Source organism: Pleionea sp. WD8-19, assembly GCF_055326765.1.
In genome coordinates this window covers 77,477-96,204 of sequence record NZ_JBUZOU010000016.1, presented here as the reverse complement: position 1 = coordinate 96,204, position 18,728 = coordinate 77,477, and the positions used below count along the sequence as shown (strand labels likewise).

Below are 18,728 nucleotides of genomic sequence, written 5' to 3'. Positions count from 1 at the left end.
GATTTCTATGAAGCGATTATTCGTTTTGCTTTGTTTTTTCAATTTTGCTTACGCTGAATCCATCGATAAGTCACTCGATGCAGAAGGCGTAACACAAGTTTATATCGAAAACGTGAGAGGAAAAGTTCAAATTAAAGGCGATAATGAAAAACGTGTAAAAGTAACTGGTCATTTGGATGATGTTACTGAGTCGTTTATTTTTGAAAAAGAAAATAACAGAGTGACCATTAAAGTTGTTATCCCCGAAAATCGACAGTTACGAGGACGATTACCGTCGGATTTGCGCATTTTTCTTCCCGAGTCTGTAGCGGTCGTTTTTACTGGCGTGTCGACGGAAGTGACTTTAACGAATATTAAAAGTGGTATTGAAGTGACTTCGGTGAGTGGTGATGTGGTGGCGAGTAAAATCGGTAGTCAGTTATTAATCAATAGTGTGAGTGGTGATGTCAAAATTTCGGACTCTTCTGGAGAGCTCCGTGGGTCTACGGTGAGTGGAGAGTTTATCGCACAACTCGATGCTCCTACATCACGAGTCAACGCGATTTCTGGAGATGTGAAGTTACAACTTAACACGATTAAGCAACTTGTTGCTTCTGGAGTATCGGGAGATATTGAAGTGATTGCTAAAAGTGCAGATAAGCCGAGCATAAAACTATCCACTGTAAACAGTGAGGCGAGTATTCAAATAGAACACTTGAGCGATGTATCCGTCAGAATGCAAACCGGACCTGGTGGTGATATTGTTCATCAACGCGGTCAACAACAACCCACTTCATCGTTGATCAATGATAAGTCATTGCTTTTTAAAATAGGTAAAGGTAACGGCCTACTTGAAATGAATACGGTTTCGGGAACTTTGATTTTGAAATAAAAAAGCCGCTGTTGCGGCTTTTTTTAAAAAAAATCAGAATGCGGGTTTATCTTCGCTCGATTCGTAGCGCTCAACACTATCGACGATTTCTTTTTTAGCGGCATCGGCATTATCCCAGCCTTCAATTTTTACCCACTTTCCAGGTTCAAGATCTTTGTAGTGTTCGAAGAAGTGCTCTATCTGGTTGAGTAACAGTTCCGGTAAGTCTTTTGTTTCGTTTACGTCTTTGTAAACGGGTGTCAGCTTTGATACGGGAACGGCAATCAATTTTGCGTCTGTGCCAGACTCATCCGTCATTTTTAAAACGCCTACCGGGCGACATCGAATGACAGAACCTCCCAACAGTGGGAAAGGCGTCGGGACCAATACATCAACGGGGTCACCATCTTCAGACAGGGTGTGAGGTACGTAACCATAGTTGCAAGGATAGTGCATACAGGTTGCCATGAAACGGTCGACAAATATGGCTCCGGATTCTTTGTCTACTTCGTACTTTACCGGATCAGCGTGCGCTGGAATTTCGATGATGACATTAATTTCGTCAGGTAAATTTTTTCCAGATGGTACTTTGTTCAGGCTCATGATTTCCCACTCATTTTGGTTAGTATTGATATACAAAAGCCGCGTATTATACCGTTACTGCATTGCAAAATAAATCGGCGATATTGGCATTTAAAAAGTGTTTAATATCAAATAGATAGAAAAATCCGAGCGGAACGGTTTTTATCCCATACAATATCGTTATAAAAACGTAAATCGATATAAATACAATTCTTCTCTTTGTTTATACTGTCTTTTTGAGGCTTTGCCAGAAGCAGTTCGCCTGCAGTAAAGGCGATTGCTTGTCCGTCGGCGACTGGGGTGTTGCTAATAACACAAATATAGCGGGCTACTCTTGTTTTTTTGATTATGAGATGTCTGCTCTTCTAGTTTGCGGGGTAATCTATGTCTGACTTGCTGTATGTTCCACCTATTTTGGGCGTAATTGGGATTTTTTGCGCTTTTCTGATTTTTGCGATCGTAAAAAAGCATGATGCTGGAGAAGGCAAAGTAAAACAAATTGCCGATGCCATACATCTTGGGGCGATGGTATTCATGCGTCGTGAATATTCTATTTTGTTTGTGTTTGCTTTGGTATTGACCATTTTTCTCTATTTTGGATTTGGCAGTTGGCATACACCCTTTGCCTTTGTTGTTGGTGCGTTATGCTCTGCTTCTGCGGGTTACATCGGTATGTATACAGCAACCCACGCGAATGTCAGAACGACGGTCGCAGCCAACAAAGAAGGGCCTGCACAAGCGCTGTCCATCGCTTTTTTTGGTGGTTCGATAATGGGACTAACAGTCGCTTCAATGGGGTTATTGGGACTTGGCGGTTTATATCTGTTGTTTGGTGCCGACCCGACGCATGCGGAAGCGATACATGGCTTTGGAATGGGCGCTTCGACGGTTGCTATTTTTTCGCGTGTCGGCGGTGGAATTTTCACCAAAAGCGCGGATGTAGGAGCGGATTTAGTGGGTAAAGTGGAAGCGGGTATTCCGGAAGATGATCCTCGAAATCCGGGAGTGATTGCCGATAATGTAGGCGATAATGTTGGAGATGTTGCGGGTATGGGATCGGATATTTTTGAGTCCTATTGCGGCTCTATGATAGCGACAATAGCTATTGCATCCACCATGACTGCAAGTGCAGTAGCAACGTTAGCGTCAGGAGCGGAAACTGCCGAAGTACTAATGTTTTTGCCACTTGCCATCGCTTCTGTCGGGCTTATTTGTTCAATTCTTGGCATTGTTATAGTGAAGCTGTTTTCGGCTTCAGACCCAGCTAAGGCTTTACGCATAGGGACTATTGGCGCAACCATTTTATTAATGATTGCGGCTTATTTTGTTATTCGATATTTTGAAATTCATTTTAATGTTTGGTTGTGTGTCATTTGCGGTGCGATTGGCGGCATTATTATTGGACTGGTAACAGAATATTATACAGGCAGTAAACCGGTGCGGGATATTGCGCGTGGTGGTGAGACTGGCCCCGCAACAGTAATGATCGCAGGCTTGGCAGTTGGAATGGAGTCGGTGGTTATTCCCGTGTTGACAATTGCTGGAATCATATTCTTTAGTAGCGCCTTATTACCTGAGGGGGCGGGTGTTTATGGGGTAGGGATCGGTGCGGTCGGAATGTTAGCAACGGTGGGGATCACCATGGCTATCGATGCCTACGGGCCTGTTGCTGATAATGCGGGCGGTATTGCTGAAATGGCGGAGTTGGGACCGGAAACTCGAAAAATCACCGATGGCCTTGATGAAGTCGGAAACACGACAGCAGCAATTGGAAAAGGATTTGCTATTGGTGCAGCCGGCCTTGCCGCACTCGCCATCATTGCTGCATTTATTGAAACCATCAGTCAAAAGGTTGAAGGGTTTTCGTTAAATATCAATAATCCGGAAGTTCTGGCTGGCATGTTTATTGGCGGTATTTTTCCTTTTCTGGTCAGCGCCATTACCATGCGAGCAGTCGGTGATGCTGCGTTTGATATGATCAAAGAAATTCGGCGTCAGTTTAAAGAAATTCCTGGATTGCTTGAAGGAAAGGCTGAGCCCGACAACGCGCGTTGTATCGAGATTGCAACCAATGCCGCACTAAAAAGGATGATATTACCTGGCGCATTGGCAGTATTTGCACCAGTAGTTGTAGGTTTTGGGATCGGGCCAGAAGCGCTGGGAGGAATGCTTGGTGGCGCTTTGGTGAGCTGTGTGCTTTTAGCCTTGACCATGGCCAATGCGGGCGGCGCCTGGGACAATGCTAAAAAGTACGTTGAAAAAGGTAATCTAGGGGGCAAAGGCTCAGATGTTCATAAAGCTGCGGTCGTTGGTGATACCGTAGGCGATCCTTTTAAAGATACTTCGGGTCCATCCATGAATATTTTGATTAACGTGATGGCGATTGTCAGCCTGGTAATAGCGCCACTAATTGTAAATTAATCAGCACTTTGTAGGGACGTAATTAATGCGACTTTGTCGATAAATCTCAATTATTTGCCATACTTACTAAACATTGCCATAAACCTCCTAAAGGAGTTGGCAATGTTTATTTAAAGTTAACTAAACCTGCGAACTGAGTATGGATATTGAGACGATATGCAGAGAGTTTGCCGAACTCGATGATGAAGTTAAGCAGGAGTTCTACTCTGACGTAAAGGATTGCGTGCAGGATATTAACAATTGCATGCCGATTTTATCTTCGGAAGATCCGCAGGTTTTAATCAACCGACTATTTCGATCCATTCATACTATTAAAGGCAATTGCAACATGGTGTTCTTAGAGCCTTATGTTGCCACGACTCATATCATCGAAGAATTAGTGCAAGATGTGCGCAATGGTATATACGCGTTCCAACCAGCTTATGGGAAGCTGGTTATCACCAGTATTAATGCTGTGGATGAACTGCTCGCACAAACCATGTCGGAAAACGATATTGGCAGTGAAAAACTGCAACAAATTGAAACCCTAATAAAAAAAATAAGAAGTTCACCAGACGCTCGCCGAGTAGAAGATGCCATGCGTGGCGAATTGGCTATTCTTGATGGTCACTTTAGCCTTGATCTGGTTGCAGTCAGTCAATTTGAAGGGGAGGCGTTTTCCATTTTTGAGGCCACCGATATGGAGTTCTTTCACTATCTTTCTGAATGCCAGCACGCCGTTGATCCGTTACATGACACCCGTATGTCGGTGCAAGTTGAATTGATAAAAGCATTGAACCGATCGTTGACGCGACCAGAAGAAGAAGATCAGTTACTTGCAGCTTTATACACTTATGAATTTTTTCGAGTCGTTAAAGGCAATGATTTAGACCAAATTCGTCGGCGAGTGTTTTCCGGAGGCAGTATGTTAGCGCGCATTCCAGGTTGGCAAAAAGCGTCAGAGTTGGTGTTTCAATCCAATGAAAAAACCGACGGTTCCGGTTTTCCCAGAGGTTTGAAAGGGGACGCCGTTCTTGATGCTGCAAAAATCTTGCATCTGGTTGACAGTTTTATATCCGTTGCTCTAGAACACAAAGGACAAGGCTATAAAAAAAGCCTGTTTATCGCGGTAAAATCAATTAATCAATTGGCTGATATTGAATACCCGCAACCGCTTATAAACTGCTTTAATCAAATCATTAAGGCCGACTTTTTAAACGAATCGCATTGGTAATGATTATTTCAATAGTTTTCTATTAACCCTCCTTATTGCTCAAAAGCGTTTTTAGTTTACGTGAGCATAATTAAGAGGAGGGCTTATGAAACATATCACAGCATTGTTTTTTGCAACCGTTATGGTATTTGGGTTAATGGTGTTGATGAGTAACTTGGTATCGGCAAAGCATCTGGAAGGACAACCGGCACCTAGTATTATATTAGAACCTGTCACCGTCGATGATTCCGTTCTGAAGAAAATTCGGCAGCCAAAAAAAGATCCGGAAAAGATTAAAAAGCCAGTTGATGTCGAGCCGGTTCAACAGCCTCCAAAGTCGACTAAGGCAACTGCGCTTAATGTTAAAGCAGTAACGTTGAACTTGCCTTCAAGCTTTTCCAATGGCAGACCGGACTTAGATATTATGACAGCGTTCACCGACTCATCAAGTATGGCACTGGGTAGTGCTGCTGCACCTTTGGTTCGCATTGAACCGCAGTATCCAAGAAAAGCACAAATCAATAACCAGGAAGGTTTCGTCACATTGGCTTTTGATATTGACACCGATGGTAAGGTGACAAATATACGGGTGCTGGAAGCCGAGCCGCGTAATACATTTGAGAAAGCGGCTAAAAGGGCATTAAGTAAATGGAAGTATCAACCGAAAACGAATTCGGGAAAACCTGAAATGGTGAATAATCAACAAGTGACACTTGAATTTAAAATGGAATCTTGAAGAGAGTGAGATAAATAGATAAAAGATGATAGAAAATAAAAAAGGGCAATTTGCCCTTTTTTAACTTTAGAGAGAGTTGGAACCGTTACTCAGCCATCTCTTTCAGCTTTTTCAGCGGACGTACTTTTACAACGGTACGAGCTGGTTTTGCTTTAAATACTGTTTCTTCACCCGTAAATGGATTGATACCCTTACGAGCTTTAGTCGCTGGTTTGCGAACCGTTTGTACTTTAAAGAGGCCTGGCATTACAAACTCGCCACACGCACGTTTTTTGATATGTCGTTCGATCAGTAAAGACAACTCATCCATTACCGCAGTGACCTGCTTTCGAGAAAGCTCGGCTCGTTCAGCAATTTCATTCAACATTTGTGACTTGTTGAAACGCTCGGTAATTGCGGTAGCTTTTGCAGCCGCTTTTTTGGCAGGTGCCTTTTTAGCAGCAGCCTTTTTCTTCGCTGGTGCTTTTTTCGCAGCTACTTTTTTCTTCGCGGGTGACTTTTTGGCAGCAGCTTTTTTCTTTGCTGGTGCCTTCTTTTTCTTAACAGCCATGGTTCAAAGCCCCTTGTTAGTTTGTTGATTAGTCCTGTTATTGAATTCGGCATTACGCCTAACTTCTTTATCAACGAAACTTTTATAACAAAAACCCGTGTAAATAAAGAGTAAATAGCGAAAAAGTCGCGCTTTTTTGAAGAATCGACCAAAATATCTTCGTATTTTGCCGGAAAGCGCTAAACTTAGAGGCAAACAGGAATTTCGAGCAAAATTCAGCGAGTTCTAAGCAACCACCCATTAACTCAAAATTTAACCTGAAAAACACTTGTAACTGGCGATGGCTTTCTGTAAAATTCGCGCTCCTTTTTAGCTGCCCATATTTCGAGTCCCAAACCCCGTTGGTTATTAATATGGCGTCTGCGGTACGGCTACCTTTGGCAGACACGCACTAAATAAGGCGACATTAACTGAATTCAATCAAAGCCCGTTTGGGAGCTAAGAGACGATGAAAACATTTACTGCAAAACCTGAATCTGTAAAGCGCGACTGGTATGTCGTCGACGCTGAAGGCAAGACTCTAGGTCGTCTTGCTACCGAAATTGCTCGCCGCTTACGTGGTAAGCATAAAGCCGAATACACGCCTCATGTAGATACCGGTGACTACATCATTGTAGTGAATGCCGAAAAAGTGGCCGTAACTGGAAACAAAGAAACCGATAAGGTTTATCACCGCCATACAGAGTACCCTGGTGGTCTGCGCTCTATCACTTTGAACAAGCTTCGTGAACGAGCTCCTGAGCGTATCATTCAAAGTGCTGTGAAAGGCATGTTGCCTCGTAACCCTCTTGGACGCGCAATGTTCAAGAAGCTGCGTGTATTTGTGGGTCCTGAGCATACGCATGCTGCTCAGCAACCTAAAGAACTGAATATTTAATAAGGTAATCGAAGATGGCAGAACAGTATTACGGTACCGGTCGTCGTAAAAGCTCCACCGCTCGCGTATTCTTACGCTCAGGTTCTGGTGCAATCACTATCAACGGCCGTCCAATAGACGAATATTTTGGTCGCGAAACTTCACGCATGGTGGTTCGTCAACCACTTGAATTGACTGAAACATTGGAGCAATTCGATATTTTTGTCACTGTTGTTGGTGGCGGAAATACTGGTCAAGCGGGTGCAATCCGTCACGGAATTACTCGCGCGTTGATGGATTACAACGAAGAATTACGTCCAGAATTGCGTAAAGCTGGCTTTGTGACTCGAGACGCACGTGAAGTTGAGCGTAAGAAAGTCGGTCTGCACAAAGCGCGTAAGCGTCCTCAATTCTCTAAGCGTTAAAAGTTCTTTCTTTTTTCGTTTCAAAAAAGCGCACGAGAAATCGCGCGCTTTTTTGCTATTTATCCGTCTTCAGAAATATATCCTTGAAATAATATCGATTTATCCCAAGAACTCGCTCATTTTTAAAATCATAAATGTCTTTTCCCACTAAAAAAATCTATATTTAAATCAATGTGTTAAAACGCAAAAATGCTATTTTCCTTGTAAAATTCGGGTGTTTTCTATATTATTTCGCCGTTTGAAATGCTCCTTTTCAATCAAAAGGGGTGATTTGACGTTTGCATTTCAATAAAAATAACACACTCAATTCATTTATAAGCAGAAGGGTGTCTTTAAAAGTAAGCGTTTTTTGTGGGCGACACTGAACGGAGAACTGGAATGTGTATGGGTTACATGAGAGTTCGAGCATCATGTCAGTGTGGTTTTCGTGGAATATCGGTGACTTTTAGAGGTACTCCAGATGTCCGATGGGGAGACAATCCGCATGAGTAAAGACGGAGTCGACAACGGCCGCCGCCGTTTTCTGGTATGGTCTACTTCCGCGGTAGGCGCAGTGGGAGCTGTGGGTATCGCAGTACCGTTTGTCCAATCATGGTATCCAAGTGCGCGGGCACAGGCTGCCGGAGCACCGGTTGAAGTGGATCTTAGAAAACTTAAGCCAGGCCAACAATTAAAAACAGAATGGCGTGGCAAACCAATTTTCGTCGTGAAAAGAACACCCGAAAGCTTGACCAAGCTGAATGATATAAGCGGCATGTTGAAAGATCCTGAGTCGCAAAACCCTACTACGAAACAACCCGAGTACGTAAAAGGTCCGCTTCGATCGATTCGTGATGATGTTGTGGTTTTAGTGGGTATCTGCACGCACCTTGGATGTGTTCCGCAACATAAAAAAGAACTGTCCGCTCAAGAAGGTGGCGGCTTTTTCTGTCCTTGCCATGGCTCTAAATTTGATTTAGCGGGTCGCGTTTTCAGCGGCGTTCCAGCTTCAGATAATCTGGAAGTGCCACCTTATTCGTTTGTGGATGACAACACCTTGTTAATCGGTGTCGATCAAGGAGCTGCGTAATGACTAAGATGCAAGCATTTATGGGGTGGGTCGATGCTCGATTTCCAGCAACCAAGGTCTGGAATGAACATTTGGCGGAGTATTACGCGCCCAAAAACTTTAACTTCTGGTATTTCTTTGGTTCGTTGGCACTGTTGGTTCTGGTTAATCAGTTATTGACTGGAATATGGCTAACCATGCATTACAACCCATCTGCAGAGCAAGCTTACGCTTCTGTTGAGTACATCATGCGAGATGTACCTTATGGTTGGTTGCTCCGTTACATGCACTCTACCGGCGCTTCGGCATTTTTTCTGGTGGTTTATCTGCATATGTTCCGCGGAATGATGTACGGTTCTTACCGTAAGCCACGAGAGTTAGTGTGGTTGTTTGGTATGGTTATTTTCGTACTGTTGATGGCCGAAGCTTTTATGGGGTACTTATTACCTTGGGGTAATATGTCCTACTGGGGCGCGCAGGTAATCATAAACTTATTTTCTGCGGTTCCATATTATGGTGAAGGTTTAGTCGAGTGGATTCGTGGTGACTACCTTATTTCTGGTGCTACTTTGAATCGGTTCTTTGCCTTACACGTTGTGGCCTTGCCTATAGCGTTGTTATTAATGGTGTTTCTGCATATTGTGGCGTTGCATGCGGTAGGGTCTAATAATCCAGATGGTGTTGAAATCAAGAAGCTGAAAGACGACAAAGGTATACCACTAGACGGCATTCCATTCCACCCATATTACACCGTGAAAGACATCGTCGGTGTTGCCGGTTTCTTATTTTTCTTCTGTATGATCATTTTCTATTTTCCAGAAGGTTGGGGCTATTTCTTAGAGCCACCGAATTTTACGCCGGCTAATAATCTGAAAACGCCCGAACATATCGCGCCGGTTTGGTATTTCACGCCGTTTTACTCCGTACTACGAGCCGTTCCGGATAAAGCGTTAGGTGTTGTTGCCATGGGGCTGTCCATTGTGGTGCTTTTCTTACTGCCATGGCTCGACCGTAGCCCGGTAAAATCGATTCGATACAAAGGCTGGATTTATAAGCTGGCATTGGCTTTATTTGTGGTTTGCTTTTTTATTCTTGGTTATTTGGGAATGAAAGCACCAACGCCAGGAAGAACGCTATTAGCACAGATTTGTACCGTGTACTATTTCTTCTTCTTCTTCCCATTTTTATCGTTTTATCATAAGTTCGATAAAACCAAACCGGTACCAGAGAGGGTGACGCACTAATGAAAAAAATAATTGCGATTGCGTTCAGTGTATGTTCGGTAGCGTTAATGGCAGCCGGTGGTGGTGACTACAAGCCGAAGGACCCCGCGAATTTGCGAAGCAGCGATAAGGTGTCGCTGCAAAATGGGGCAAAGCTTTATATGAACTACTGTATGGGGTGTCATGGCCTGGAGTTTTCTCGCTACAAACGAGTATCTGATGATTTAGGTATTCCGCTTGAAGTGATGAAAGACAACTTGATTTTCGATGGTTCGAAAATTCATGATCTGATGAATACTGCAATGCCAACGAAATACGCGGAAAACTGGTTTGGTGCTGCGCCACCCGATTTAAGCTTGATTGCTCGTTTCCGTGGAGCCGATTGGTTGTACAATTATTTACGTGCTTTTTATAAAGATCCGGAGCGTCCTTACGGTGTAAATAATACAGTATTTCCAGATGTCGGTATGCCACATGTTCTTGAACCTTTACAGGGAACTCAGTTTTTAACTGAAGAAGGTGAGCTGAAGCTGATTTCGGAAGGGAGTTTGTCGCCAGCGGAATACGACGAAGCGGTACGCGACTTGGTAAACTTTCTTGACTATGTTGGTGAGCCCATTAAGTTAAAGCGCCAAGAGATAGGCGTGTACGTGTTGTTCTTTATATTGGTATTTTTTGTTTTAGCTTTCTTCCTTAAGAAAGAATACTGGAAAGACATACATTAATCATTGTTGCCGCTGAGAATCAGCGGCAGTTTAGATGAGTTAAATTCGATATTTTGGAGATCTTCTCTATGGCAGTTGTAGCCAAACGTTCTTTAATGACCATGTATTCAGGGGCGGATGATATTTACAGTCATCAGGTTCGTATAGTACTTGCGGAAAAAGGAGTTAACTTCGAAACCATCGAAGTGACGGATGAGAATAAGCCCGAAGACTTAATGGATCTGAACCCCTACAATACAGTTCCAACATTGGTTGATCGTGAGCTAGTCTTATTTGAAGCCAGGATCATTATGGAGTATCTGGACGAACGTTTTCCGCACCCGCCGCTTATGCCTGTATATCCGGTAGCACGCGCTCGTTCGAGGTTGATGATGCATCGAGTCGAGAAAGACTGGTACAGTTTGGTTAACATTATTCATCGCAGTAAAGACAAAGAGTCTGAAAGAGCGCGAAAGGAATTGAAAGAAAGTTTAATTACTTTGGCTCCGGTTTTCCATGAAACTCCGTTCTTTCTAAGTGAAGAGTTTTCTTTGGTTGACTGTTGCTTGGCACCACTTTTATGGCGACTTAAGTCGATGGATATTGAACTCAGTGGTCGTGGAGCTAAAGAAGTACAAGGTTATATGGAAAGATTGTTTGAGCGAGATTCTTTTCAAGCAAGCCTGACATCTACCGAACGAGAGTTAAACGAAATTTAATGACGGCTTTTACCAGTAATAAACCGTATCTAATCCGAGCATTATATGAGTGGATTTTGGATAACCAAGGAACTCCGCACCTTATTGTAAATGCAGAGTATCCTGGTGCGCAGGTGCCAAGGGAACATGTGCAAAATGGCGAGATAGTACTCAATATTGCGCCAGGCGCAGTACAAGGTTTGATTTTGGAAAATGATCTTGTCAGTTTTAATGCTCGTTTTTCCGGTGTTGCTCGTGCGATCCGTCTGCCAATTGGATCGATACTTGCGATCATTGCGCGAGAGAATGCACAGGGTATGGCATTTCCTGCAGAAGATGTTGATGAAGTTGAGCCCAACTTGAGCTCGGGCGTCGACTCCGATTTGGATAACATGGAGCCAGTTCAGCAGGAGCCCCGACCTAAGGCAAGTAAAGGCTCTCATTTAAAAGTGGTGAAATAAAAAATTTTTATATGTTTTCGTTTTTGGCCAGTTTCTAACTGGCCAAATTATTGATTAACAATTTCAAATGCTTGAATTACTCGCTTAACACCAGAAACCTTTCGGGTTATCTCAATGGCTTTCGCTGCTTCGTCTTTTGTTACTAATCCGAGTAAAAATACTTCACTGTCTTCAGTAACGACTTTTACCTTAGCTGAGTCAAGGTTATCTTCGGTAAATAAAGCTGTTTTAACTTTTGATGTAAGGCTCACATCACTTAAATAGGTGAGTGTTCCTGTTGGAGCTGCAACTCGAATTTCATTATAGACATGCTTCACTTTCGGAATGGCACGCGTTAGATTTTCCGCTTGCTTTTTTAATGAAAGAGTTGGCGTTTGACCGATGAGTAACAACGTCTTGTTAAAACTGATCACTTCGATTTCGCTGTTATCCCAGAGTTTATCATTTTTAAATATTGACTGAATGGCTTGTAATTCCAATGATTCATCGGTCAGTAACGTACCAATATCTCGGCCTTTTGATGAAGGCTGCGTTGTGTGTTGTGTAGAATGAGTAGCGCACCCTACCAGCAAAAGTGCCAATATAATCAAAGTGATTCGGTTAATCAGAATCATGACATTACCTCTCCAAATAAACTGTTGTCGATGTGATCGCAAAGTGTGTGTAACACCAGTCGGTGGATCTCATGAATACGAGGTATGGAACTGGAAGGGGCACGAATTTCTACATCATTTGAACCTATCAATCCGGCCATGCTTCCACCATCTTTTCCGGTTACGGCAATAATGAACATATCGCGATTTAAAGCTGCTTCCATTGCTTTTAATGAGTTTTTACAATTACCGGAGGTAGAAAATACCAATAGAATGTCGCCTGCATTTCCGAGTGCACGTGTTTGTTTTGCGTAGACATCTTTAAAGTGTGTGTCGTTCGCTATGGCGGTTAAAGTTTGATTGTCGGCATTGAGTGCGATAGCAGGCAAACTTGGGCGTTCTCTTTCGAAACAGTTGAGCATCAGATTCGCAAAGTGTTGTGCGTCTCCGGCACTGCCTCCATTACCACAAGTCAAAATTTTTCCGCCATCGATTAAACATTGAACCATCATTTCACCCGCTTTTAAAATATAACTCGGTAAAGTATCGGCGGCATCGATTTTGGTTTGAATGCTTTCGGTAAAAGCGTTTCTTATACGATCGGTCATAATGTTTCGACGCAAAAAGCGTTTTGTATCCAGTTTAAGTTTTCCTGTTCGAAGATTATTACATCGAACCGACAAGAGTATTGATTGTGTAGCCTGTGTTTGGTCAAATAAAAGTTTGCAGCTCGTATCAATTTTTTTTGCTTTGAATAGCTGATACTTTCTCGCGCACCACCAAATAAATTAGTGTGGCGATAGCGTACTTCAACAAATACCAGTTGATCATTATCGCGCATGATTAAATCCAGTTCACCCAGTTTACAGCGAAAGTTTTGAGTGATGAGTTCCAAGCCTTGCTGTTTCAAGTGCTCTTGTGCAAGCTTTTCGTAATAAATGCCCGTTTTTTGCGATGGGCTGTTCATCTTTAACTGGTGTTTCTCTTCTCTATTGATGACTTGATTTTTTTTCCTCGGCCATAACTTCATGCGCCACTCCTTTGTCGAAATGCGCGATAGATAAGGTGCGTTCGATTTCACCTTTTTCATTCACGGTTAATTTACCGCTCAAACCTTGCAATTGGTATTGTTTAAAACCCTGTAACATGTTCAAATCGGGTAACAATTGATATGCGTCGTAACCTAGAGCAAACAAGCGGCCGAGTGAAGAGTCAATATTTGGAAGCAAGCTGCTTAGTTGCTCGCGCAAATTTTGTATTTGTTTTTGATGAGATATCAATAGAGGACTGTCGGTAAAAGTAATGCCATTGAGATCATTATTAAGCTGCGGATCATGAGAGCCTGGGTTGATCCGTGATACTGAGTAAACCGGTAAGTCATGTGCAAAATAATAGTTCAAAAATGGTTTGATACGTCGAGCGTCAGTCGGTGAAGCTGCAATAAAAATCATATCGGTATCTTGACGGCGACGCTGAACAAATTCTAAAGGCGTTCCGAGCAACTGCTCCAGCCGCTTTGCCCGAGTGTCACTTAAATCGATATTTAACAGCCGCTGGACAATGAGTTTGATTTCTTTCGGGTCGTTATAACGTTGTATTTCGGCTATTTGACCTTGCATACCTTCGAATACTGAGCGAAAAGCATTCACTATGCGCTCACCCTGATCGTTGTCGGGAACCAGTATTGTGGCTGTTTTGTGTTGGCGTTGTATGGCCAAATTAGCAATTTGTCGGGCTTCATCTTCGATCGGCAGTCCGAACTGGAAAAACTCCGGATGCCGAATGACTAACTCATCAGTGCGATTGAGACTGAGTTGGGGCACTGCTAATGACTCTTGTTTGGCAATAGTTTCAACCGCTTCTTTTGTTAACGGACCCACAATAAAATCGGCCCCTTCTTCAAGTGCTTTTTGGTAGGGTGTAAGAGGGGATAAATCTTGTGCTGTATCATAAACCTTGATGATGGTGTTTTTTGACCGCTCCTGAGAGTAATGAGCAGCAAGAAATCCGTCGCGAATCATACGGCCACCTGCTGCAAGTCGTCCAGAAAGAGGAAGTAACAACGCAATTTGATTCGGCCGGTAAATTTTTGCATTGGCAACTTGCTTCAACTCTTCTGGCATTTGTACATTGGCTGGATGTAATGGAAATCGCTGCTTCCACAAGTTTATTGCATTTAATAATTGGGTCGGTTGTTCTTTGTGTTTTCGAGTTAAGTAGGCCATTTCTAACCAGCCATTGATGATGGGGTTGGAAAAGTCTGTTTGATATAGACGTAAAAACTCATCACCAATCTGACTTAAAGCGCTCCAAATAAACTGGTGGTTTTCAATTATTTGCTCTTCTGTTAACAGTAAATCTTCCAACTCAATCCGAATTTTGGCTGCTTCATAGTAGTTTCCGTCGCTAAGAAAGGCTTCAGCCAAAACTTTTCGATAAGTGACTTGCCATTCAAGTGGGTGTTGCTCAGGTGATTGAATGCGTTTAAAAAACTTCAGTGCGGCTTGAGTTTGTGAAAGGTTTTGGAGTGCGGCCCCAAAGTAAAGGTAGTAACTTTCTTTATCTTGGGAAGATAAATGCTCTGGATTTAATAATGAGAATGTTTCCTGCGCTTTCAAGTGTTGGTCTTTTTGTGCCAAAATAATCCCCGCTTGAAGCAGGTATTCACTTTTTTTCGGCTCCGTACTGTTTCTAGCCAGCCCAAGATAATAATTGGCGTTGTTAATTGAGTCTTTAACGCTGCTGGTTGTGGACTGTTTGCCACAGGATAACAGCGTAAGTATCAGCAATACGGTAACGAATCGGCTCATCGGTTATTTCCGGTAATGATTTTACAATTATTATGTTCGCGATGCCGCGATCATATCAAAGTTTTCAGGGTGTAACGTCTATGGATTCACAGTCCGCTACATTGTATGTGGTTGCTACGCCAATTGGCAATCTGGATGATATCTCCAAACGCGCCTTGCGAACCCTTGAGGCTGCTGATCGCGTTCTGGCTGAAGATACTCGGCGTACACAGCAGTTGTTGACTCATTTTGGGATCAAAGGTTCGTTAACGTCCTTACATGATCATAACGAACGACAAAGGGTTGAGCAGGTAGCTGAATGGTTACGGCAGGGTTTGAACCTGGCTTTAGTTTCCGATGCCGGAACACCGTTAATCAGCGATCCTGGCTATCATTTAATTCACGAGTTACGCGAACGGAACTTTAACATTGTTCCTGTGCCTGGCCCCAGCGCCATTATCTGCGCTTTGAGTGCCGCCGGCCTGCCAACCGATCGCTTTTGTTTCGAAGGGTTTTTGCCCGCTAAGACAGGCGCACGTAAAAAAAGTTTGGCCGCTTTGAGGTCCGAGCCCAGAACTTGGGTGTTTTACGAGTCCTCGCATCGTATAAGCGCATGTCTTAAAGACTTGCTGGAAATATTAGGCCCGGAGCGCGAAGTTGTAATCGCACGGGAGCTAACCAAGCGCTTCGAAACGTTTTTATCTGCGCCTTTGGCTGAGTTAGTGCAACGTGTTCAACAGGATCCCGATCAACAGCGCGGAGAGTTTGTGGTGATGGTGAAAGGCAATCCGGAAGCACCTGAAGTCAGCGAAATTACCGCCGATCATGTGCTGTCGGAATTATTACCACATCTATCGACTAAACTGTCTTCGCAAATCGCCGCAAATCTAACTGGGCTCTCGAAGCGAGATTTGTATCAGCGTGCTTTGGAGTTGCAAAGTTGAACCTAATCAGTTGACAGCAGTAAATGTAAGATAACGCTTTAAAATGACTTAGTACTTTAACTGCATCGCAATTTACCCATTGGGTGAGCCACAGTTACGTCTTCCAGGCTGCCAGAATCACTTTGCGAGCTGTCCACTGATTAATTAAGGTTGAAGCTTGTCAAATAACTCATTCCAGTGCATGATCCATTCTGGCTGGCCGGGCAGTCGCTGCTTGCTTTTGGCAAGGGGAGGAAAGTCCGGACTTCGCAGGGTAAGGTGCCAGGTAACGCCTGGGAGGTGAAAGCCTACGGCTAGTGCAACAGAAAACACACCGCCGATGGTTCCGGTTCGCCGGTTCACAGGTAAGGTTGAAATGGTGCGGTAAGAGCGCACCGCGCTTGTGGTAACACGAGTGGCAGGGTAAACCCCACCTGAAGTAAGACCAAATAGGGATCCTCTGGCGTGACCCGCGCTGGATCCGGGTAGGTTGCTCGAGCTTTGTGGCGACACAAGGCCTAGAAGAATGACTGTCCACGACAGAATCCGGCTTACAGGCCAGCCATTTTTTATATTTTCAAGTGAGACTGTGCTTACTTTCAAGTTGGCACTCACTCAATAAGTTAATCTTGTAATATTAAATCAATTATTCATTCCAAAACTGTCTAATTCATCCTTTCTTAAGAAATTACTTTAAGTTTAAGTAGTAATACTTTGAAAAAAGTGAACTAATTGATAAGTACTTACTCGCATTCTGTGATCCACATCTAACTTATTGTGAAATAAGGAAAAATTTTATTCTTTCAGCGAGATTTTTTCTTGACTGTGATTTAGGCCATACCTATAGTGTACAGAAGTGGAGAATAGTGACAAATTGTGGATCACAATGGCTCATTCAGGACGCTGAATGGGTCATTAAGAGGGTGAATCGTGTTTCGAGGCGCAAATTCTATCAATTTAGATGCGAAAGGTCGGATAGCTATCCCGGCCCGCTATCGCGATCGCCTCGCCGATATTTGCAACGGACGCATGGTTGTCACTAAAAACCCCTACGAACTCGATACCCCCAATCTCCTTTTGTTCCCACTCCACAACTGGGAAGATTTCGAAGAGCAAGTCCGTGCATTGCCCAGCAGCAAACCGGCTTATCGAATGTTTAAGCGCGTTACGATAGGTTCCGCCAAAGAAGTGGATATGGATTCCAACGGTCGTTTGTTGTTGCCGGCCGAACTTCGAGCGTTTGCCGATTTGAACAAAGAACTCATGTTGGTCGGTCAGGGTGAAACCTTTCAAATCTGGGATGAGGCTCAGTGGAAAGCTCAGGAAGCTCAAGATCTGGCATTGCTGGCTGACGAAAGCTTCGACTCCGAACAATTACCCGATCTGGCGTTTTAACCATGAGTACTCAGGCATTACACGACTCGGTTCTGTTGCAAGAAGCGGTAGACGCCCTCGATGTTGCAGGCGATGGTGTGATCATCGATGGCACTTTCGGTCGTGGTGGTCACAGCCGGTTGATCCTCAATGCGCTCGGTGAAAACGGTCGTTTGGTAGCGTTTGACAAAGATCCACAGGCCATCGACTTTGCCGAAAAAAACTTTGTTAACGATGCGCGCTTTGAAATTTGTCATTGCAGTTTCGCTGATATGAAGTCGCAGATCGAAGCGCGACAACTGACAGGCTGCGTAACGGGCATTTTACTCGACTTGGGCGTGTCTTCACCGCAATTGGACCAGGCCGAGCGCGGGTTCAGCTTTATGAAGCAAGGCCCGCTCGATATGCGTATGGATCCCGAGAAAGGCCAAAGTGCGGCACAGTGGTTGGCAAAGGCAAAAGAAGCGGATATACGACATGTATTAAAAGTGTATGGTGAAGAACGATTTGCGACACGTATTGCACGAAAAATTATAGAAACACGAGAGGAGCATCCGATACAAACCACCCATCAACTGGCAAAGCTGATAGATGAAGCGGTACCCAAAAAAGATCCGGGTAAGCATCCGGCAACACGCAGTTTTCAGGCGATTCGGATTTTTATTAATCAGGAGCTGTCTGATCTTGAGCAAGGATTGGCCGCTGCGTTCGATATACTCGCGGTAGGTGGTCGTTTGGTGGTGATCAGTTTTCATTCATTAGAAGATCGCATCGTAAAGCGATTTTTTAAAAAGCTCGCAAAAGGCGATGACTTTCCGAAAGACTTGCCAGTGAGAGCTGAAGATATAAAACCTCAATTAAAGTTATTGGGAAAACCGGTAAAGCCGGGTGAGAACGAAGTCGGTGAGAACATTCGATCTCGAAGTGCCATTATGCGCGTAGCTCAAAAGTTATGAAGTTTTGGCAGCTCATTAAACAACGACTTGAAATTTCATTGCCAGTGATTTTGCTGCAAAAGTTATCGATGAGTCGATGGGTTTTATTGCTGGCAATTGCCGTTTGGTTTAATGCGATTTTAGTCGCTTATACGACACATCAAGTTCGAAATAAAACGGCTTTGCTAGAGCAACTCAAGCACGAGCAATATCAGCTGGAAATGGAATGGGAGGCGTTGCGACTCGAACAGGGGGCTTTGGCTGAACACAATCGCATCGAAAGCTTAGCCAAAAATAAATTGGCGATGAAAAATGTTGTCGCCAACGACGAGGTGTTGGTGGAAAATTAACACAATGAGTAAGCAGTA

Annotated in this window: 21 protein-coding genes and 1 other RNA gene; 16 read left to right on the top strand and 6 right to left on the bottom strand. The window is 43.7% G+C overall.

Features of this window, described 5'->3' with window-relative positions; translation table 11 throughout:
- Window positions 1-7: 7 nt before the first annotated feature.
- Window positions 8-871 carry a DUF4097 family beta strand repeat-containing protein gene (locus ACTUJY_RS16790; RefSeq protein ID WP_463617277.1) on the top strand — a complete coding sequence of 288 codons (864 nt, stop codon included), beginning with the start codon at window positions 8-10 and terminating at the stop codon, window positions 869-871.
- A 33-nt stretch (window positions 872-904) separates the two neighbouring features.
- Here ACTUJY_RS16790 and ppa read toward each other — a convergent pair whose 3' ends face one another.
- Entirely contained in the window at window positions 905-1,453 is a 549-nt protein-coding gene (ppa, locus tag ACTUJY_RS16785) for an inorganic diphosphatase (protein ID WP_463617276.1), read from the bottom strand.
- Window positions 1,454-1,816: 363 nt separating this feature from the next.
- Between ppa and ACTUJY_RS16780 the strand changes: the two genes are divergently transcribed.
- The 3 genes from ACTUJY_RS16780 (at window position 1,817) to ACTUJY_RS16770 (ending at window position 5,781) form a co-directional block, all read left to right on the top strand.
- Complete coding sequence (locus ACTUJY_RS16780) at window positions 1,817-3,853, top strand: sodium-translocating pyrophosphatase (protein WP_463617275.1); 2,037 nt, start codon at window positions 1,817-1,819, stop codon at window positions 3,851-3,853.
- Window positions 3,854-3,992: 139 nt separating this feature from the next.
- Complete coding sequence (locus tag ACTUJY_RS16775; RefSeq protein ID WP_463617274.1) at window positions 3,993-5,066, top strand: HD domain-containing phosphohydrolase; 1,074 nt, start codon at window positions 3,993-3,995, stop codon at window positions 5,064-5,066.
- An 85-nt stretch (window positions 5,067-5,151) separates the two neighbouring features.
- Entirely contained in the window at window positions 5,152-5,781 is a 630-nt protein-coding gene (locus ACTUJY_RS16770; protein ID WP_463617273.1) for a TonB family protein, read from the top strand.
- Window positions 5,782-5,866: 85 nt separating this feature from the next.
- On the opposite strand, the gene ACTUJY_RS16765 is transcribed toward ACTUJY_RS16770, so the two are convergent.
- On the bottom strand, window positions 5,867-6,331 hold the full coding sequence (locus tag ACTUJY_RS16765; protein ID WP_463617272.1) for an HU family DNA-binding protein: 465 nt from the start codon (window positions 6,329-6,331) through the stop codon (window positions 5,867-5,869).
- Window positions 6,332-6,779: 448 nt separating this feature from the next.
- Between ACTUJY_RS16765 and rplM the strand changes: the two genes are divergently transcribed.
- From rplM to ACTUJY_RS16730, 7 genes are all read left to right on the top strand, one after another.
- A complete protein-coding gene (gene rplM / locus ACTUJY_RS16760; protein ID WP_463617271.1) occupies window positions 6,780-7,208 on the top strand; it encodes a 50S ribosomal protein L13 in 429 nt (142 codons plus the stop codon).
- A gap of 14 nt (window positions 7,209-7,222) precedes the next feature.
- Window positions 7,223-7,612: a 30S ribosomal protein S9 gene (rpsI, locus tag ACTUJY_RS16755; protein ID WP_463617270.1), complete on the top strand. Its 390-nt coding sequence runs from the start codon at window positions 7,223-7,225 to the stop codon at window positions 7,610-7,612.
- 484 nt (window positions 7,613-8,096) lie between these two features.
- Complete coding sequence (gene petA / locus ACTUJY_RS16750; RefSeq protein ID WP_463617269.1) at window positions 8,097-8,681, top strand: ubiquinol-cytochrome c reductase iron-sulfur subunit; 585 nt, start codon at window positions 8,097-8,099, stop codon at window positions 8,679-8,681.
- 8 nt (window positions 8,682-8,689) lie between these two features.
- Window positions 8,690-9,904: a cytochrome b gene (locus tag ACTUJY_RS16745; protein ID WP_463617301.1), complete on the top strand. Its 1,215-nt coding sequence runs from the start codon at window positions 8,690-8,692 to the stop codon at window positions 9,902-9,904.
- Window positions 9,904-10,608 (top strand): cytochrome c1, encoded by a 705-nt coding sequence (locus ACTUJY_RS16740; protein WP_463617268.1) that lies wholly within the window; start codon window positions 9,904-9,906, stop codon window positions 10,606-10,608. The genes ACTUJY_RS16745 and ACTUJY_RS16740 overlap by 1 nt, the downstream gene beginning before the upstream one ends.
- A 68-nt stretch (window positions 10,609-10,676) precedes the next feature.
- A complete protein-coding gene (gene sspA / locus ACTUJY_RS16735; RefSeq protein ID WP_463617267.1) occupies window positions 10,677-11,306 on the top strand; it encodes a stringent starvation protein SspA in 630 nt (209 codons plus the stop codon).
- Window positions 11,306-11,746 (top strand): ClpXP protease specificity-enhancing factor, encoded by a 441-nt coding sequence (locus ACTUJY_RS16730; RefSeq protein WP_463617266.1) that lies wholly within the window; start codon window positions 11,306-11,308, stop codon window positions 11,744-11,746. The genes sspA and ACTUJY_RS16730 overlap by 1 nt, the downstream gene beginning before the upstream one ends.
- 47 nt (window positions 11,747-11,793) lie before the next feature.
- Here ACTUJY_RS16730 and ACTUJY_RS16725 read toward each other — a convergent pair whose 3' ends face one another.
- From ACTUJY_RS16725 to ACTUJY_RS16710, 4 genes are read right to left on the bottom strand one after another with little or no spacing between them, the layout of a single operon-like run.
- A complete protein-coding gene (locus ACTUJY_RS16725) occupies window positions 11,794-12,360 on the bottom strand; it encodes a BON domain-containing protein (RefSeq protein ID WP_463617265.1) in 567 nt (188 codons plus the stop codon).
- A complete protein-coding gene (locus ACTUJY_RS16720; protein WP_463617264.1) occupies window positions 12,357-12,947 on the bottom strand; it encodes a D-sedoheptulose-7-phosphate isomerase in 591 nt (196 codons plus the stop codon). The genes ACTUJY_RS16725 and ACTUJY_RS16720 overlap by 4 nt, the downstream gene beginning before the upstream one ends.
- On the bottom strand, window positions 12,944-13,369 hold the full coding sequence (locus ACTUJY_RS16715) for a YraN family protein (RefSeq protein ID WP_463617263.1): 426 nt from the start codon (window positions 13,367-13,369) through the stop codon (window positions 12,944-12,946). The genes ACTUJY_RS16720 and ACTUJY_RS16715 overlap by 4 nt, the downstream gene beginning before the upstream one ends.
- On the bottom strand, window positions 13,329-15,149 hold the full coding sequence (locus ACTUJY_RS16710) for a penicillin-binding protein activator (RefSeq protein ID WP_463617262.1): 1,821 nt from the start codon (window positions 15,147-15,149) through the stop codon (window positions 13,329-13,331). The genes ACTUJY_RS16715 and ACTUJY_RS16710 overlap by 41 nt, the downstream gene beginning before the upstream one ends.
- Window positions 15,150-15,229: 80 nt before the next feature.
- On the opposite strand from ACTUJY_RS16710, the gene rsmI reads away from it, so the two are divergent.
- From rsmI to ftsL, 5 genes are all read left to right on the top strand, one after another.
- Window positions 15,230-16,072 (top strand): 16S rRNA (cytidine(1402)-2'-O)-methyltransferase, encoded by an 843-nt coding sequence (gene rsmI, locus ACTUJY_RS16705; protein WP_463617261.1) that lies wholly within the window; start codon window positions 15,230-15,232, stop codon window positions 16,070-16,072.
- Between the two features lie 191 nt (window positions 16,073-16,263).
- Window positions 16,264-16,621: RNase P RNA component class A (gene rnpB / locus ACTUJY_RS16700), an RNA gene on the top strand.
- 360 nt (window positions 16,622-16,981) lie between these two features.
- Complete coding sequence (gene mraZ / locus ACTUJY_RS16695) at window positions 16,982-17,446, top strand: division/cell wall cluster transcriptional repressor MraZ (protein WP_463617260.1); 465 nt, start codon at window positions 16,982-16,984, stop codon at window positions 17,444-17,446.
- Between the two features lie 2 nt (window positions 17,447-17,448).
- The gene (rsmH, locus tag ACTUJY_RS16690; protein ID WP_463617259.1) at window positions 17,449-18,381 is read left to right on the top strand and encodes a 16S rRNA (cytosine(1402)-N(4))-methyltransferase RsmH; all 933 of its coding nucleotides are present in this window, start codon (window positions 17,449-17,451) and stop codon (window positions 18,379-18,381) included.
- Window positions 18,378-18,710 (top strand): cell division protein FtsL, encoded by a 333-nt coding sequence (gene ftsL, locus ACTUJY_RS16685; RefSeq protein WP_463617258.1) that lies wholly within the window; start codon window positions 18,378-18,380, stop codon window positions 18,708-18,710. Before rsmH ends, ftsL begins: the two co-directional genes overlap by 4 nt.
- Window positions 18,711-18,728 lie beyond the last annotated feature (18 nt).